Here is a 17,766-nt window from a genome sequence, read left to right as displayed (position 1 = left end):
CTTAACTCTGCCAGCGGCTAGCTGGTTGCCTTAGCATGTCTCAGCTCCTTCCCCCCGACCCTGCTCTCCTAGGTGTCATTACGGCCTTTGACAACCTGCCGCCCGAGGTGCTGGCCTGGCTGCTCGAAGCAGGCGAAGTGTGGCAATATGCCCCCGGCGAAATCGTGGTAGAAGCTGGTGCCCCCGCCGACCGCATGCTGGCCGTGGTGAAGGGTACCCTACAGTATTACGCCACTACTCCCACCGGCCGCACACCCGTCTTTAGCGTAGAGGCAAGCCGCGTGACCGGGGTACTTCCTTACTCGCGGCTGCAAGTGTTTCGGGGCCAAGGCGTCACTATCGGCGAGACTATCTTGTATCAACTGCCGCGCAGCCAGTTTGCGGCGCTCGAGCATGTGAGCCCCGAGCTAGTGCAGCGCTTGGTAGGCATCATGAGCGACCGTGCCCGCGAAGAAGCGCGCGCCCAGGAGCGCGACGACAAGCTGCGGGCCCTAGGCAAGCTGTCGGCTGGCCTCTCGCATGAACTCAATAATCCGGCGGCGGCCATCAGCCGCGCTGCCGCCGCGCTGGCCGACTCGCTTCTTGTGAAGCCGCAACTGCTGCAAGACATGCTCGCAGCCTGCCCCCCTGCCGACGCCATGGCCGCCCTCATAGCGTTGGCCGTGCTGCCGACCGAGGCGCTACCGGCACTCTCGGCACTGCAAGCTTCGGACCGTGAAGAAGAGTTGGCCGAATGGCTCGAAGAACAGGGCTGTCCCGATGGCTACACCCTGGCCGCCAGCTTACTCGATGCAGGTCTGGGCCTAGACGCCTTGGCGCCAGTGTCGGCCCAGCTACCAACCGATGCTCGCATTCCGGCGCTGACTTGGCTGGCGGGCCACCTAGCCACGCTGCGCCTAGCCCGCGATATCCGAGAAGCTAGCCAGCGCATCAGTACGCTGGTGAATGATGTCAAAACTTACTCACACATGGACCGCGCCGGGGGCCGCGAGAAGCTCGCCATCACGACCGGGCTCGATAGCACGCTCAACATCTTTGCCCACGCGCTGCGCCAAAAAAACGTGCGCCTCACCCGCGACTACGCTCCCGACTTACCGCTGATAATGGGCCAGGCTGGCAGCCTTAACCAGGTGTGGACTAACTTGATTGATAATGCGTTGGATGCACTGCCTGACAAAGGCGGCGAGCTCACGGTGCACGTGACCAAGCAAAGTGACTTCGTGTGCGTCAGCATTCAAGACAATGGCGCAGGCATCACGCCCGAGGTGCTTGCGCACATGTTTGAGCCCTTTTACACTACCAAGCCAGCTGGCGAGGGCTCGGGCCAGGGCCTCGACATTGCCCGGCGCATTGTGCAGGAGCATGGCGGGCGCCTAGAGGCCACATCACAATCTGGGCGCACCGAGTTCACGGCCTGGCTGCCGATTGGTTAACGAATGATTACCCAAGCGCTAAGTAGCAAATGTGGTACGCATCTATTATTATTTTGCACACTGCTTACTGATGTTGTGTGCTAGCTTCCTTTTATGAAAAAGCCCATTATCCTGACCGTTGACGATGACCCGCAGGTGCTGGGCGCTATCACCCGCGACTTGCGCAAAGAGTTTCACAAAGACTACCGCATCTTAAGCGTAGGCTCGGGGCCGGAAGCCTTGAAAACGCTCGACGAGCTGCGCGCCCGCGCCGAGCCCTTGGCCTTAGTGCTGGCCGACCAGCGCATGCCCGACGTGGAGGGTGTAGAGGTGCTGACCCACGCCCGCAGCCTGTTTCCGAGCGCCAAGCGCGTGCTACTAACGGCCTATGCCGATACCACGGCTGCCATTCAAGCCATCAACTCGGCGCAGCTCGACTACTACCTGCTCAAGCCCTGGGACCCGCCCGAGCAGCTCCTCTACCCTACCCTGCACGACCTGCTGGCTAGCTGGCAAGCCACTTACCGGCCGGCGTTTGCGGGCATCCGGCTGGTTGGGTTTCAGTGGTCGCCGCTGTCGCACGACCTCAAGGACTTCTTGAGCGGCTACATGGTAGGCTACCAGTGGCTTGACTTTGAGAAGGATGCCGAAGCCGCTACCCTGCTGCAAGCCAGCGGCTTTGGCCCCGACGACCTACCTGTGGTCTTTTGCCCTGATGGCAAAGTGGTGTCGCGGCCCGATAAACTTGACCTGGCCCGACACCTAGGGCTGCTAGTAGAGGCCAAGCAAGAGCTGTACGATGTGGTCGTCATTGGGGCTGGCCCAGCCGGGCTGGCGGCGGCCGTGTACGGCGCATCGGAAGGCTTGAAAACCCTCATCATCGAGCGGCAAACGCCCGGCGGACAGGCGGGCTCATCGTCGCGCATCGAAAATTACCTAGGCTTCCCCACCGGGCTGAGCGGCGCCGAGCTGGCTCACCGCGCCTGGAGCCAGGCCACCCGCCTAGGTGCCGAGTTTATGGCCCCGCAGGAGGTAGTAGACCTGTGCGTGAAGGATGGCTATAAAGTGCTGACCCTAGGCGACAAAACAGAGATAAAAACTCGCGCCGTGGTGCTTACTACCGGCGTCAGCTACCGCACACTGCAAGCGCCGGGCCTCGACCGCCTGAGCGGGGCTGGCGTGTACTACGGTGCGGCCCGCACTGAGGCGCGCAGCTGTAGCAACCAGCCGGTTTACATCATTGGCGGAGGTAACTCGGCGGGGCAGGCGGCCATGTACCTCTCCACGTATGCGTCGAAGGTCTTTATCGTGATTCGGGGTGATAGTCTGGCGGCCAGCATGTCGGCCTACCTCATCGAGCAGATTAGCCAAACACCGAACATCGAACTGCTGCCCCGCACCCAGGTGCGCGAGGCGTGTGGCGACACCTCGCTGGAGGCTGTTGTGATTCAGCGTGATGGCCAAGAGCCCGAAAAGCACCCCGCCCGCGCCTTGTTCATCTTCATTGGCACCAAGCCGAGCACCGAGTGGATATGCCACCTCGCCATTTGTGATGCCAAGGGCTACCTGCTCACCGGCCGTGACCTAGTGGCCGACCCGCGCTACGGTGTTTCCTGGAAGAAGGAGCGCGAACCCTACCTGCTCGAAACCTGCGTACCCGGCATGTTTGCTGCCGGCGATGGCCGTGCTGGCGCTATGGCCCGCGTGGCCTCGGCCGTAGGCGAGGGCAGCATGGCCATCAAGTTTGTGCACCAGTACTTAGACGAGTAGACAGTTAATAAGGAGCAGTCACGTCATTTAGGCTGCTCCTCGTTAATTACTCACTGCTTTAAATATTCGGCTCGTGCGTCATCCAGCAGGCGCAGGACTTCGGCACGCTGTGCCCGCAGGCCAGCCCGCTTAGCGGCCGGTAGCCAACGCACCCGTAAGCGACGCAGGCGGGCGCTTAGCGTTTGCCAATAGCCTAGGGCGTAGAAACCCGCCAGCGGCAGGCTCAACACAAACAAGCTCGTGAGGCGCCAGTCATGCGTGAGCCAGTGCTGCACGGCGGCCGCTTCGATAGCATAGGCTAGCGGGAATGTGATGATGCCTACGCCTAACAGAATAGCGGCGATAAACTCGGTATCCTTGGTGGCGCGGCGAGCTACCTGCGCCGGAATCTTATAGGGCACGTAGTTGGTAATGAGCCCGTAGAGCCACACCGGCAGGCCCAGCACTAGGTTAAGAAAGTCGGCTAGGCGCGAGCCGGGACGCTGAGTTTGGTCGAGGTCATCGTCTTCGAGCTTATGAGCCTGCAAACTCGCTAAATACTGACCTAGGGCGGTGCGCAATGCGGCCAGCCGGCTTGGGTCGCGCTGCTCAAACCAAGCCACTGCATCGAGCAGCGTGCGGCTCAATTCGAAGTTGTCGTAGAGCGTGTCGGGGTCGTCGTCGGGGTTGAGGTGGTCGCCGAAAGTGCGCTCTACCTGCTGAGCCAGCTCGTCGTCTTCGGCGGCGCGGCTGATGACAAGGCGCCTAGTGAGGCGCTGCCGGATTTCTTCGGTGAGCTCGTCGGCTGCGGCGGTGGGGTTCTCGTGGTAGCGAGCCGCATAGTCGGCCACCACGATGGGTGGAGCCACATTGAGCAGTACATCGGAGCGGAAGCGCGTGGGGTCGAAGTAATTGGTGCCCACGCACACTAGCTTGAGACCCAGCTTGAAATCGTGCCGCGCCTCGGCGCCTAGGGCAATGCGGGCAGCCCCAGTTTTGAGCGGGCGCAGGCGGCGTTCGCTCACGCTGGTGCCCTCCGGAAATATCATGACCGTGCCGCCGCGCTCTAGGTAGTCGTAGCAGCGACCAAAGCTGGCTTCGTTGCTGGCGGCCAGCTGCTTGGCCGTGCTGGCACCTTCGCCTTCCGCATCTTGGCGGCGGTAGATGGGGATGCAGTTGCCCGAGCGCATAATAGCGCCCAGCACGGGGTTTTTGAAGAACGTGCTCTTGGCCAAAAACGCGATGGGCTGGTGCCGCTGCACGGCCGTCACGAGCGGGTCCATGAGCGTATTGGGGTGGTTGCTACACAGCATGAGCGGGCCCGGTAGGCGCAGGCGCTGGCGGTGGCGCACTTCGAGGCGCCGAAAAAACACGCGCAGCCCGAGGCGCACCACGGGCTTCATAACGGTGTAGAAGAGCATAGGCAGGCAAGTTTACACTAAAAAAGGCCGGCTGCGTGAGCAGTCGGCCTTTTTTAGCGAATCGTGGTCAGCGATTAATTATTCTTTTTTGGAAGTTAATTATTACTCGCTGACCGCTAACAGCTTAATATGCGCTGGTAAGCTGGTCTAAGTTATTCGGGTTTTGACTGCCCGAGGTGTTGGCATCGTAGCGGCTACCCGAGGCGGGGCCTTGGTCGCGGCGCTGGCCCGAGGCCGGGGCATCTTGGTGGCGGCTAGTGGGGGCTTGGCGCCCTAGGTCATTGCTGTGCGACGAAGAGGGCGACGACGTGTAACCGCTACCCGAGCTTACGCGGGGCTTGCCGGCAGGGGCGCTGCCCGAACTATAGCGGCTGGCACCCCAGGGGCGCTGGCCTTTGCGGTCGTAGGCGTGGTCGCCGTCTTTGGTGTGGGGCTGGTGGTCGAAGGGCGATTTGCGGGGGCGGTCGCGGTACTCACCGGCCGACTTCTTGCTTTTGCCGCGCGTAGCCAAGAAGGCTACTCCAGCGGCCAGCAGGCCTACACCTACTGCTTTTTGGGTGGTAGTGAGGCCACTGATACCCGTCCAAGCTTTGTTGCCGAGGTCTTTGGCTTTCTGGGGCAGCTGCTGGGCCTGCTCGGCTACGCCCGAGTCGTTAAGCCATTTTTTACCGCTTTCGAGGGCGTTGTCAAGCTTGGCTTTTACGCCGCCAGCTGCAGGCTGCGACGACGCCGAGCTATCGGTCGGATAAGGGCTGCTGCCAGTGGCGTGCGCGGCCGTAGTCGAGAAGCTCGACTCGGCAGACGAAGTATTATCGGAGTGGGGCACGTTGGCCGAGCCAGTAGAGCCGTAAGACGGCTGGTGGGAAGTAGGTTCCATGAGCGAAAAGATGATAAGGAAGAGAACTGTAAAGCGCTGTGGGCCCGACTGGCCCAGCAGGCGTTAGTATTCGTAAGTTGCGGCCAACGGGTTGCGGCCACGGTGGCCTAGAAGCTTACGTAATGCGGGGCGTGGCGCACACGGGCAGCCAGCCATCGGCCCGGCCACAGCGCGGGCACGGGGTGGGTACTGGCCCAGCGGGCAATTCGCGCACGGTGGCGCAGGCGTGGCAGGCGTAGGCACCCGCCTTCGGCAGTTCATATAAAGGGTGCTTATATATCTCGGGCCAAATGGGCAAGCCGGGGCGCTCATGCTCGGGCTCAAAGAAAAAAACGCTGATTTCGCCAGTTGCCTCAATGTACAAGCGCCGCACCTGCCCTAGGTGCTCTACTTGCAGCTGCCGCAGCTGGCCATTCAATTCTTGCCCCGTAAGGCTGGCCTTGGTAAATGCCGGCAAGTCGATTTCGCCATCCTGCACAATCAGCTCGGGCTCGCCCTCCAGCATGCGCTCTACCCGGGGGTACTTATCGGTCCAGTAATTAAAAAGCACATACAAGGCGATAATTACTGCGAACACGGCTACGGCGTGCAACAGGGGCGTGTCGTGGTAGATGGTAGCGTCGCCCGCGGCCGAGCCGAGCACCAGTATCAGCGCAAACTCGAACAACGAGAGCTGCCGCACCCCACGCTTGCCCGAAATACGCAGTGCCCCCACGGTGAGCAAAAACATAAGCACGCTGCGCAGCACGATTTCGAGCAAGAAGCTCACGGGCGCTTCTTCCGATAGCAGCAGTCGCTTCCAGGAGAACGGCTCAACAGCCGCTAATAGTAATGCAGAGAAAAGCATAGCTCCTCCTTACGGCTGCACCAGGCCAATGGCTGTCCTAGCCGTCATAAACTGGCCTACAGCTTCTTTTTTGAGCAAATAGCTCACCTTAGCCAAACAACCCCAGTTCGCGGCCGTTAGGTAAACAAGAAATAAGCGCTGCGATTGTCAATTACTTTATGTTCCGTTTTCAGAATAAGGTTTGCCTAGTCACGGGCGCCACGTCCGGCATCGGCCGGGCCACGGCTGTGCGCCTAGGGCGCGAAGGCGCCTCGGTAGTTTGCATAGGCCGCGAAACCAAAGAAGGCCGCGAAGTGGAAGCTGAGATAAAGGCTGGCGGCAGCGAGGCACTGTTTATTAAAGCCGATGTGGGCCACGATGCCGACCTAGTGCACGCCGTGGAGCAAACCCTAGCTCGCTTCCGGCGCATCGACGTGCTAATAAACGACGCGGCCATGATGACCTACACCCCCCTGCTTGAAATGGCCCCCGCCGACTGGGACCGCGTGCAGAGCGTCAATGTGCGAGCACTATTTCGGCTCTGCCAGCTCTGTGTGCCTCACATGCAGGGCGGCGCTGTGGTAGCCATCAGCTCGGTACACGCCTTCCAAACCACCCCCAACGTGGTGCCCTATGCCACTAGCAAAGGTGCTACCGATGCCTTCATCCGTGGCCTCAGCCTCGAAATTCCTCATACGCAAGCCCGCATTGTGGGCGTGGCGCCGGGCGCCGTCGAAACGCCCATGCTGCGCAGCAACCCCAACGTGCAAAACGGCACCGAAAAGATAACCGGCCAGATAGGCACGCCCGATGAGCTAGCTGCTGCCATCTGCTTTCTGGCCTCCGACGAAGCCAACTTTATCAACGGCACTACGCTAGTGGTCGACGGTGGGCGCCTAGCGCAACTCTAGCGCACTGACCACTAACACTTTTGAAAGCCTAGGTTGCTCGGAGCAACCTAGGCTTTTATTTTTTGCCCTAGGTGGCCTTTTTGGCGAGGCTTTCCATAAAGAGCCGAGCACCTTCGCGGGCCTCCACCTCAAACCTGTTTTGGTAGTAGCCCACGCGAGCCGATTCTACTAAGTACTGCCACAGGAAGCGCGGCAGCCCTAGGTCGCGCACTTGGCGCAGGTGCACCTCCTCGTGCGCCACCCACTCGGGGTCGGCCAAAAACTCGGCGCGCGTGGCGCCGCTTAGGTGCACCGTTTTGCCTAGTACCATAGCCACGCGCGGGGCACGGCCTAGTACCAACCTAGCCACCCGGGCGAGTGGGGAATTAACAAAAGTGCGTGGCTCCATAAAGTACAAAATTCGGGCGAAACTACGAGGCGGATTTGATATTGGTTGCGGCTGTGAAACAGTTATTTCAGCCTTATTAATGCACTTTTTTAATAAAATTTGTCTTTTTCCTATTTTTCACTCGGTTGTATAAGTTTTTATGACTTAGATTTGGCCGAGCCTATTTCTTAGCTCAACCCAAAAACGAGCTATTCGATTTCATTTTACTCACTCTTATTCTGGCGGTAATTACCGCTTCGCCTAGCGCAACAGTCATCCCCTTTTTCCCGGCCGAGTAGCTTGCTAGCACTGGCCGGTGCTCACCCCAACCAACGGACTATGAAGAATACCCTGCTGTGTTGCCTCGCCGCTGCCTCCCTGGCCCTCTCCTTCTGCTTTGATAAAGCACCCGATGCTTCGGCCTCGGCCGGTACTGCTACCCACGCCGTGCCCGCCGTAGCCGAAGCATCGCTGCTTTCGGGCCTAGTGCCCAGCAACGACGGAGATGGCGATACCCCGGTAGCGCCCGAGTCGGCATTGGTAACGGCTACCCGCGACTCGCTGGCCTACGGCTACTACGGCCAGACCCTAGGCCTCAAGCTAGCTCAAACCGAAAACAAGAGCCTGCTCCAAACCGTGATTGACTGGATTGGCACGCCCTACAGCTACGGCGCTAGCTCGCGCCGCGGCACCGACTGCTCGGGCTTCGTGTCGCAGGTCTACAAGAAGGTGTATGGCATCAGCCTCAAGCACAGCTCGCGGGCCATGTTTGGCTCGGCCAAGCGCGTGGCCAAGAAAGAGATGAAGGCCGGCGACCTTGTTTTCTTCAGCCACGGCAAGGGTAATATCTACCACGTAGGTATCTATCTGAAAGACGGCAAGTTTGCTCACTCGGCCACCAACGGCGGCGTAATGGTAAGCTCGCTCAACCAGGCTTACTACAGCCGCAATTTCTACGCCGCTGGCCGAGTAGAAGGCACCGAAATACCGCAGGCCGAAGAGCTGCTCGAAGCTGCTACCGCACAGGTAGTCAATTAACGTTACCTGTCGCGCTTATCTATTCAACGGCCCTTCGCTACCCTAGCGAAGGGCCGTTTTTGGTAGCTTAAAACATTGCCGGCCCAAATGCAGTACTAAGCCCTGGTGGCGGCAGCGCCGCATGCCACTTTACGCCCTTTTTTCCGCATGGCTACTTACAACTCCCCTCCTTCCGGCAATGATGTGGCCGGCTCCAAGTTCTTTAAGAAGTTTCTGGCTTCGGCCGAGAGCTACATTCAGCAGCCCACCCGCCTCAAAAAGCTCCTGACCGATGCTTACCAAAAGGCCAGCGAGAAGAAAGAGCTAGGTACCCTAGCCCACGAGGCCTGGGACACGCTGCAAAGCCTGTTCCGGCTCATCAAACTCAGCATTTCGGGCGAGTACACCGAGCTACCGACCTCGACAGTGGTGGCTGCCGTGGCAGTACTCATTTACTTTTTATCACCGATTGACCTGATTCCGGATTTTATTCCGGTAGTGGGCTTGCTCGATGATATGGCACTGGTGGCGTGGTTTTCCACTTCCATCAAGCACGAGCTTGACAAGTTTCACACTTGGGAGGCCGCCAAAGCTGCCACTGTGGTGTCAGACGAAGAACTTCGGAAAAACCGCTCTACTACCCCTGCCCTCGCTATGTCAACTACCACCAACCACTCGGCTAAAAACGCCGGCACTTCCGACTATCCCACTGCCCCTGCTGGCACTGGTCAGTCGGCTACCGATGCCGGCCTAGGCTCGCCTACGTCTTCTACCACCAAGCCCATCAGCGACGTGGGCCCCGATGGCCCACTGCCCGAGCCCACCAATGAGTCGGCTAAATCAGCTGGGGTCGATGATATCGCCAACGTGAGCGATGGCTCGCGCGATGGCAACGCCGGCCAGCGCAACGATACTGGCGGCAACGACCGCTAAGCCAGCCGCCACCGACGGCTAAATAAAAAAAGGGAGCGCGAGTTATGCTAACTCGCGCTCCCTTTTTTTGTGTCTATCAGTTGTGCAGCTACCTAGGCAGCGTGCGCCGTTACGTAGCGTACAAAGTCGCCAACTGTGTAGAACGGTACTTCGTCGGGCACGGTGATGTGAAAGTTACGCTCGAGCTCCAAAATGATGTCGACTAGGTCAACTGTATCGAAGCGTAAATCACGGCTTAGGTTGGCCGTGCGGCGCAGGCGCACCGTCTTAATGGCTTTGCGCTTGCTAATAATACGAAGTACTTGCTGCTCAATAGTCTTAGAGGCAGCCTGGGCGGTAGAAGTAGTAGCAACGAACATAAATAAGAGGGTGATATTGCAGAAAAGCAGGGTGAGAAAGTCCTTTTTGCGGAGTTGATTGCCGAGCATCGGGCGGGGCTTACCGCTGGGGTAAACGCTGCTCGATACTCGACAATCAACCTACCACAAGAACTAGGCCAGCACGGGCGGCGTAGCAGCTTCTACCTCCTCGCGGTCGGCTGGAACCGAAGGCGGTGGGCTGTTTACATCGCGCCCGGTGAAGGCCGCTTGTATCTTCTCATTGAGCAGATACATCACCGGGACTACCAGTAGGGTCACGAGGGTTGCAAACGACAACCCGAAAATGATAGTCCAAGCCAGCGGGCCCCAGAACACCACCGATTCACCACCTAGGAAGAAGTGCGGGTGGCCCGAGTTGAAGAGCTCATAGAAGTCGATGTTCAGGCCGATGGCCAGCGGAATTAGACCTAGGATGGCCGCTGTAGCCGTGAGGATAACCGGATTGAGACGGGTGCGGCCGGCTAGCACTAGAGCATCGTGCAAGCCCATACCCTGGGCCCGGAGCATGTCGGTAAATTCTACGAGTAGAATACCGTTTTTCACCACGATACCGGCTAGGGCGATGATACCTACCCCGGTCATTACGATGGAGATGTTCATGCCCGTGATAGCCAGGCCGAGCATTACACCAATGACAGAGAAAATAACCTCGGTGAGGATGATGAGCGGCTTGGCTACCGAGTTGAACTGCGTTACGAGCACTAAGAAGATGAGGGCGATGGCGCCTACGGCGGCTACGCCGAGGAAGTCGCTGGTTTCCTTCTGGTCTTCTTGAGCACCGCCCATGCGCACGGTGTAGCCGGGCGGCGTGGGGAAGCTCTTGAGGGCCCGCTGCACGTTGGCCACCACGTCGGGACCGGTGAAACCGTTGAGCACGTTCGACGAAATCGTGATGAGGCGGTGCGTGTCTTTGCGCTTGATGCCGCCGTAAGTGGTGCCGTAGTTGACATCGGCCACGGCCGAAATGGGCACTTGGCGCACGGCGCCCGTGGCGTCGCGGAAGGTAAGCGGCGAGTTCACGATGGCATCTACGTTGTCGCGGTAAGGCTTGGCGTAGCGCACCTGGATGGGGTACTCATCGTCGGGGGTCTTGAATTTGCTGGCCTCGAAACCGTAGATGGCGGTGCGGACTTCTGAGCCGATTTGGGCGGTTGAGATGCCTTCGCGGTTGGCTCGCACGCGGTTGATGCGCACGCCGATTTCGGGGTTACGGTCCTGCAAGTCGGAGCGCAGGTCTTCGATACCGCCAATTTTCAGCGAGTCCACGTAGCGCTCTACTTTCTTCGACAGCGCGGCTAGCTTAGGGTAGTCGTCGCCTGATACTTCGATGGCCACTTCCTTGCCCTGGGGCGGGCCGCTGGCTTCTTGGTCTACCGATACCTCGGCGCCGGGAATGCCTTTCACTACCTCCCGAATTTTATCCATGTAGGTGTGGGTAGCCGGCCCGGTTTGCTCGGCGAGTTCCTTGAAGGCCACGCCGACCTTGCCTAGGTGCGACTGCGACACGCCCGAAGCAGTAGCCTCAGTGGGGTCGCCGGCGCCGATGGCCACGTTGGTAATCACCGATTCTACGTCGGGGTTGTTGCGGCCAATCACGCCGTACACGCGCCGTTCGAGGATTTTAGTAACCGAGTCGGTTACTTCCACCTTGGTGCCCACCGGCATGCGCAGGTAGGTGTAGATGAATTTAGGGTCGCCTTTGGGGAAGAAGTCCACCTTGGGCTTGCGAGCGCCTACGGCCATGATGCTACCCACGAATAGCAGCACTAGGCTGGCCATAATGCCTACTTGGCGCCATACCGAGCCACCTACTACTATCTCTACCAGGCGGGCGTAGCCGTTTTGCAAGCGCGGCAGGATGCTGCGCTGGAAGCCCGCTATCATGTACACAAACACATACTTGTCGAGGAAACAGAGCACGATGATGGTTACCATCAGGTTGCCCAGGAACTTGGAGCCGGCTGCGTAGCCCGCCAGCGCTACCAGCGCCAGCCCGCCCATGCCGAGCAGGAAGTTGCGGGTCAGCTTGGGGGTCTCGACGCGGTCGAGGTGCTCTTCACGCTCCATAAAGCTCACGGCAAACACCGGGTTCATGATAAAGGCCACCACCAGTGAGGCACCTAGGGTCAGAATCAGGGTCACCGGCAGGAAGAACATGAACGAGCCCACAATGCCGGGCCAGAACATGAGCGGCACGAACGGCGCTACTGTGGTGAGCGTACCAGCCAATACAGGGACGAATACCTCGCCCGCCGCAAACTTGGCGGCTTTGGCGGTGCTCAGGTTGGGGTGCTCGTGCAGCAGGCGGTGCGTGTTTTCGATAACCACAATGGCGTCGTCTACCACAATACCTAGGGCCAGCAAGAAGGCGAAGAGCACAATCATGTTCAGTGAGAAGCCAAACATGGGTAGCATCACGAAGGCCAAGAACATCGACAACGGCACCGACAAGCCCACGAACAAGGCGTTAGTGGTACCCATAAAGAACATCAGAATCAGGGTTACCAGTAGGAAGCCGATGATGATGGTGTTAATCAGGTCGTTCAGCGTATTACGGGTCTCGTTCGACGAATCGCCCGTAATCGTGATTTTGGTGCCTTTGGGCAGGCTGGCTTCCGCTTCTTTTACTAGGCTGTGAATCTTGTCCGAAGCGTCGAGTAGGTTTTCGCCCTGACGCTTCACCACGTTCAGGGTCACGGTGGGCTGGCCGTCGAGGCGGGCATAGCTTTCGCGGTCCTTAAAGGCGTCTTGCACGGTGGCAATGTCACCTAGGCGCACCGGTGCGCCGCGCAGGTTCTTAATCTGAATGTCGGCAATGTCAGCGGCGTTGGCGTACTGGCCAGCCACGCGCACAGCGCGCTTCTGGTCGCCCACGTCGATAGAGCCACCCGACACCGTGATGTTCTCGCGGGCAATGGCGTTCTCAATGTCGGTGAAGCTCAGCTGCGAAGCTTGCAATTTTTGCAAGTCCACGTCCACGTTTACCTGCTGCTCTAGGGCACCCACAATATCAACGCGGGTGATTTCGGGCAGCGCCTCAATCTTGTCCTGGAAGTCGTCGGCCAGCTTTTTGAGCTGCGAGGCGGGCAGGTTGCCGCTCAGGTTGACGTACATAATCGGCTGCTCCGAAATGTTTACTTCCTGCACCGTGGGTTCGGTGGGCAGGTCGTTAGGCAGCTCGGTGCGGGCTTTGTCCACAGCATCCTTAATAAGCTGCTTGGCCACCTGCACGTCGATGCCCGACTTAAACTCCACGTCTACAATACAGTAGTCCTGGTTCGAGGTCGAGTTGATTTTCTTAACCCCGTTCACGCCCTTGATTTCTTTCTCAATCTGGCGCGTCACTAGGTTTTCGATGTCAGTAGGCGACGTGCCGGGGTACACCGTGGCCACGATAATGCGCGGAATCACGATGTCGGGAAACTTCTCCTTGCCGAGCTTGATGTAGGCAAAAATGCCCATCACCGTCAGCAGCAAGGTGATGATGTAAATACTTGTTTTATTATTGATGGACCAACTGGTAGGCCCAAACTCCTTTTCAATATCTTGCATAACAGGTAGTTTGCTGGTTGAGGAGTATACTTAGCCGACTTTCACCGTCTGCCCCTCGTTGAGGTTCTGGTAGCCCGCCGAAATCACTTCATCGCCCGACTTCAAACCGCTCAGCACTTCTTGCTTGCCGTTGTAAGTCTGGCCGGTTTTAATCACGCGCTTGGCAGCCACGGCTTTGCCGCCGTCGTTGTTTACTACCAGCACGTAGGCGTTTTCTTCGTCGTGCTGAATCAGGTCAACTGGTAGCACAGTAGCGCTGGCGTTGCCGTAGTTTTTGATGCGCACGCTAGCTACCATGTTGGGGCGCAGCTTGCTAGCTACGTTGCTAGGCAGACGCAGCTCGACGGTGAACGTGCGGCTGGTAGCCGAGATGGTGCGGCTCACGGTGCGCACGGTGCTCGGTACTTCTTCGGCACCCATGTCAGGCAGCGTTACCAAGGCCTTGTCGCCAGCCTTGATGCTGCCAGCGTAGGCTTCCGACACATCGGCGAGGACTTTGCCGCCCTGGCCGCTGTTCAGCTGCACCACGGGCGCGCCGGGCGCTACCGTTTCGCCCAGCTTGGGCAGCACGTTGTCGACCACGCCGGCGTAGGGCGCCACCACGTTGTAGAGCGATTTCTGCTGGTTGAGGCTACCTAGGTTGCGCTGCAAGGCTTCGTAGTTGTTCTTGGCTTGCAGATACTGCACCTCGGTGCCAATCTGTTGCTTCCAGAGGCCGGCTTGCTTTTCGTAAACCGTTTTAGCCAGATCTAGGCGCGTGCGCAGCTCCGCAATGTTGGCGTCGAGCACGCTAGCATCTACGGTGGCTAGTATTTGGCCTTTGCGCACTTGGTCGCCGCGCTGCACGCGCACGCTGGTGAGCGTGCCGGCTGCCCGGGCCCCCACGGTGGCATTCTGGTCAAAGTCAACGCGGCCCTGCACTTCGAGGTAGCCCGCAAAGTTTTGGGGAGCCACTTTAATCACCGACACGGGCACGGCGCTGTTGGCATCGGCCTTCTTAGCCGAGCCAGTCTTAGCCTCTAGGTCGGCTATTTTGGCCTGGGTTGCGGCCTGCTCGGCCTTGAGCTTGGCCAGTTCGGCGTTGGGGTCTTTGTCGCCCCCGCCGCACGAAGCGAGGAAAAGCGTGGCGGCGAGCAGGGAGTAACGGGCGGTATTCAGGTTCATGAGGTTACTAGCTTTCAAAGAGAATTACTTGGCCTGCTGGTACAGCTCGCCGGTGGCTTTGTCGCGGTCTACTTTAGCTACCAGCACATCGTAGATAGCGCCGTAGTAGTTGGTTTGGGCTTGGCGCAGGTCGGTTTCGGCTGTTATCAGCTCCACGTTGGAGCCTACGCCAGCTTGAAATTTGATTTTCGATACCCGAGCCACATCGGCAGCCAGGGTGAGGTTGGCTTTTTGGTTGTCGAGTACGTCGAGGGCGTTCACGAGCGTAGCGCGGCTTTGGGCATCTTGCAGGTCAATGCTTTGGCGCAGGGTTTCGAAGCCGTGCTCAATGGTTTTTTGCTGCAAGCGCGCCTGCTGCACTTGGTACTTGCGGCGGAAGCCGTCGAACACCGGCACATTCAAGGCCAGGCCCACGTTGCCGAAACCAAACCAGTTTTGATTGAGTTGGCCCAGCCCGTTGACCGACTCAGGGCCACGGAAGGCGAATAAATCCTTCGCCGACTTAGCCGAGCCCGTGAAGCCGTAGGCAGCAGTGAGGCTCAGGCGCGGATAGGCGCCACGCTGGCGGTTGGCCAGGTCGAGGCCAGCCAGTGCCTGTTGGGTTTCGAGGGTCGAAAACTCGATGCGGTTGTTGTAGTTGAAGGCTGCATTGGCCTGCGTGGGCTGGCCGGTATTATAGGCTACGGGGGCCGTAGTGGGCGCCTGGCCAGTAGTAGGCGGAGCCACGGTGGGCACCTGGCCGAGGCTTTGGTCGCCGCCGCCAGTGTTAAAATTGGCTACGCCTAGGCGCTGACGCAGTGCGCCAGCATCAACCACCGCCGCACCGAGCGAGTCGGTAAGCTGCACGTTTTGTGCCTGCGGCAAGCCCATCTGGAACTTGAGCAGTGCCACGCTTACTTCGGTGAGGCGCTGGGCCTTTTGCTGCTCTACTACTAAGTTATTGCGCTGCACGCGCAGACGGTCTACATCAAGTTTTTCGGCAAAACCGGCCTTAAATGTCTTGTCGGTTTGGTAGAGCAGCGTATCGAGGCGCTGCACGTTGCGGGCCAGTAGGGCCAGGCGGGCGCGGGCTACCAGCGTGCTGTAGTAGGCCTTGCTTACTTGCTCAACTACGTCAATTTCGGCCTGTTGGGTCTGCTTTTTAGCCAGCTCCTCGTACACCTTCGCTGCCCGTAGGCCTACTAGATACGAGCCATCAAACAGCATTTGAGAAAACGAAGCCGAGGTATTGCCTGCATACTGCAAGCCGAAGGCAATAGCCTGTGGCGGCGCCGCCACAGCTGCCCCATAAGCTGGCGATAGTGTCACGCTCTGGCCAGCCGACGCGGCCGCTATGTCGCGCTGCGTGAGGGTAGTACCACTCAGCGTGGGGCCCGCAAAGGCGCCCGCATCCAGCAAAGACTTTTGCAGCTTGAAATTGTCGGCTAGGTTGGCTGCCACGTTTACCTGCGGCAAACCCTGGCTCTTCACTTCGCCTACTTTGGCCTTGGCGGTTTGCTCGGCCAGGCGAGTGGCCAGCAGGCTGGGCTTGTTGGCCACGGCGTAGCGCACGGCCTGGCTTAGGCTCATGGCCATAGGGCCGGCGGCGGGCTGCGTAGGCAAGGTTGCCGAGTTTTGGGCGGTGGCTGGGGCCCAGGCGCCCAGGGCCAGGGCCGCCAGCAGCGCCTTGGTTAATGCGTTCTTCATGAAAATTGTGAGGGCCGAAGAAGGGTGTACTAGGTAGCCAGGTGGCTATTCCTCTTCCGTAATGTGTTGGTATTTATTAAATAACCGGTGGCCTTTCAGCGTAGCCACACCTAGCAAAAAGTGTTCGTCGAATACTTTGTTGACCCGCACGGGGCTAAACTGGGTGGGTGGGTAGAGGTCGGGGTTGAACGTCAATTCTATCTGAGCCAGGTTGAGGCGGGCCAACACCTCGACATCGAGGTCACTCCGAAACAAGCCCTCTGCAATGCCACGGCGCAGGTTGCGAGTTATCTGGTCGAGGATAAACGTGCTTTTGTGGGTCGAAAACAGCGCCCAAGCGTCGGGATGATACTTGCGCAGGTCATAGAAAATGCTGGGGTGCACGTTGCTGAATTCCTTATCGGCCCAGGCCGAAATATCTAGCATCTCGCGCACGGCATCGGCCGAAACCTCGGCAAAATGAGCGCACTCGCCCTGAGCTTTGCAGAGGTGGTCCGTCATCACGGCGAGCACTATTTCATCCTTGCTGGCGAAGGTTTTGTACAATGTCTTTTTCGACATGCCCAGGTCGGCGGCAATGTCGTCCATACTCACACTCTTGATGCCGTTGCGCAAAAACAGGGCGGCAGCGCGGGTCAGAATTCGGTCCTTGGTTTCCATGGTTGGCATCGCAAAGATACATCGGAAACTATTGGTGAGTTCAAAGTTTCCAAAGTTTCTTTTCGAGCCTCCCTTTTTAGCTCACTTGCACACCTGACGCCCTTGCCCGCCGATTACTTTAACCTTCTTCATTATTTTTTCAACTAGACTGCTAGCCGGCGAGCACTGGCTATCTTCATTAGTCGTGCAAAGCTAATATAATTAGCTTATTATTTTAGTATTCTTCTACTAATTTTTTTACATACAGCTTGGCTGCTAGCTGCCGGGGCGCAAGCCAATACCTTTGCGGTTTCGCTACTCTGCTTCAGCTCCCATGAAAATCCGCGTTGGCTTCGGCTATGACGTTCACCAACTCAAGGAAGGTCTGCCTTTCTGGCTCGGCGGCATCGAGGTGCCGCACACCCACGGCGCCCTAGGTCACTCCGACGCCGACGTACTCATCCACGTCATTTGCGATGCGCTGCTGGGCGCTGCTAACCTGCGCGATATCGGCTTTCACTTCCCTGACACTGACCCACAATACAAGGGCATCGACAGTAAGAAGCTGCTGGCCGAGGTCATGCGCATCTTGCGCGAGAAGGGCTACGAAGTTGGCAACATTGACTCAACCATCTGCCTCGAGCGGCCCAAGGTGAATCCGCACATCCCAGCCATGCGCACAGTGCTGGCCCAGGTGATGGGCGTAGATGAGGATGACATTTCCATCAAGGCTACCACTACTGAGAAACTCGGTTTTGTGGGCCGGCAGGAGGGCGTAGCTGCCTATGCTACCGTGCTAGTTACAAAGGCCTAGGTATCGACTTTAACAAAC

At 58.7% G+C, this 17,766-nt stretch carries 14 protein-coding genes and 1 pseudogene; 6 read left to right on the top strand and 9 right to left on the bottom strand.

The genetic code is table 11. The features are described from left to right. The first annotated feature begins 35 nt into the window (after positions 1–35). Positions 36–1,433, top strand: a complete 1,398-nt coding sequence (locus FNT36_RS08550) for a sensor histidine kinase (protein ID WP_144846411.1) — start codon at positions 36–38, stop codon at positions 1,431–1,433. Between the two features lie 93 nt (positions 1,434–1,526). After that, positions 1,527–3,182 (top strand): FAD-dependent oxidoreductase, encoded by a 1,656-nt coding sequence (locus tag FNT36_RS08545; RefSeq protein ID WP_144846409.1) that lies wholly within the window; start codon positions 1,527–1,529, stop codon positions 3,180–3,182. Between the two features lie 50 nt (positions 3,183–3,232). On the opposite strand, the gene FNT36_RS08540 is transcribed toward FNT36_RS08545, so the two are convergent. From FNT36_RS08540 to FNT36_RS08530, 3 genes are all read right to left on the bottom strand, one after another. Further along, positions 3,233–4,582, bottom strand: a complete 1,350-nt coding sequence (locus tag FNT36_RS08540) for a lysophospholipid acyltransferase family protein (protein WP_144846407.1) — start codon at positions 4,580–4,582, stop codon at positions 3,233–3,235. Between the two features lie 124 nt (positions 4,583–4,706). Then, positions 4,707–5,459: a hypothetical protein gene (locus FNT36_RS08535; RefSeq protein WP_144846405.1), complete on the bottom strand. Its 753-nt coding sequence runs from the start codon at positions 5,457–5,459 to the stop codon at positions 4,707–4,709. 115 nt (positions 5,460–5,574) lie between these two features. Continuing rightward, positions 5,575–6,306 carry a YetF domain-containing protein gene (locus FNT36_RS08530; RefSeq protein ID WP_144846403.1) on the bottom strand — a complete coding sequence of 244 codons (732 nt, stop codon included), beginning with the start codon at positions 6,304–6,306 and terminating at the stop codon, positions 5,575–5,577. A 158-nt stretch (positions 6,307–6,464) separates the two neighbouring features. Here FNT36_RS08530 and FNT36_RS08525 point away from each other — a divergent pair, with 158 nt between their 5' ends. Beyond that, the gene (locus tag FNT36_RS08525; RefSeq protein ID WP_144846401.1) at positions 6,465–7,196 is read left to right on the top strand and encodes an SDR family NAD(P)-dependent oxidoreductase; all 732 of its coding nucleotides are present in this window, start codon (positions 6,465–6,467) and stop codon (positions 7,194–7,196) included. Between the two features lie 67 nt (positions 7,197–7,263). Here the strand turns inward: FNT36_RS08525 and FNT36_RS08520 are convergent, their stop codons facing one another. Next, entirely contained in the window at positions 7,264–7,584 is a 321-nt protein-coding gene (locus FNT36_RS08520; RefSeq protein ID WP_144846399.1) for a DUF4157 domain-containing protein, read from the bottom strand. A gap of 318 nt (positions 7,585–7,902) precedes the next feature. On the opposite strand from FNT36_RS08520, the gene FNT36_RS08515 reads away from it, so the two are divergent. After that, positions 7,903–8,601: a C40 family peptidase gene (locus FNT36_RS08515; RefSeq protein WP_144846397.1), complete on the top strand. Its 699-nt coding sequence runs from the start codon at positions 7,903–7,905 to the stop codon at positions 8,599–8,601. A gap of 147 nt (positions 8,602–8,748) precedes the next feature. Further along, a pseudogene (locus tag FNT36_RS25800) lies at positions 8,749–9,108 on the top strand (YkvA family protein); the annotation flags it as partial. Between the two features lie 497 nt (positions 9,109–9,605). Here the strand turns inward: FNT36_RS25800 and FNT36_RS08505 are convergent. From FNT36_RS08505 to FNT36_RS08485, 5 genes are all read right to left on the bottom strand, one after another. Next, on the bottom strand, positions 9,606–9,872 hold the full coding sequence (locus FNT36_RS08505) for an acyl carrier protein (protein ID WP_144846395.1): 267 nt from the start codon (positions 9,870–9,872) through the stop codon (positions 9,606–9,608). Positions 9,873–10,004: 132 nt separating this feature from the next. After that, positions 10,005–13,445: an efflux RND transporter permease subunit gene (locus FNT36_RS08500; protein ID WP_144846393.1), complete on the bottom strand. Its 3,441-nt coding sequence runs from the start codon at positions 13,443–13,445 to the stop codon at positions 10,005–10,007. 30 nt (positions 13,446–13,475) lie between these two features. Continuing rightward, positions 13,476–14,609: an efflux RND transporter periplasmic adaptor subunit gene (locus FNT36_RS08495; RefSeq protein WP_144846391.1), complete on the bottom strand. Its 1,134-nt coding sequence runs from the start codon at positions 14,607–14,609 to the stop codon at positions 13,476–13,478. A 24-nt stretch (positions 14,610–14,633) separates the two neighbouring features. Further along, positions 14,634–16,295, bottom strand: a complete 1,662-nt coding sequence (locus FNT36_RS08490) for a TolC family protein (RefSeq protein ID WP_144846389.1) — start codon at positions 16,293–16,295, stop codon at positions 14,634–14,636. A gap of 45 nt (positions 16,296–16,340) precedes the next feature. Beyond that, a complete protein-coding gene (locus tag FNT36_RS08485; RefSeq protein WP_144846386.1) occupies positions 16,341–16,955 on the bottom strand; it encodes a TetR/AcrR family transcriptional regulator in 615 nt (204 codons plus the stop codon). 313 nt (positions 16,956–17,268) lie between these two features. Between FNT36_RS08485 and ispF the strand changes: the two genes are divergently transcribed. Beyond that, positions 17,269–17,748, top strand: a complete 480-nt coding sequence (ispF, locus tag FNT36_RS08480) for a 2-C-methyl-D-erythritol 2,4-cyclodiphosphate synthase (protein ID WP_144846384.1) — start codon at positions 17,269–17,271, stop codon at positions 17,746–17,748. Positions 17,749–17,766: the final 18 nt, after the last annotated feature.

This window comes from Hymenobacter setariae, assembly GCF_007713685.1.
GTDB lineage: Bacteria > Bacteroidota > Bacteroidia > Cytophagales > Hymenobacteraceae > Hymenobacter > Hymenobacter setariae.
Note: the sequence above shows the minus strand (reverse complement) of the source record. Positions and strands in the feature narration are given on the sequence as shown.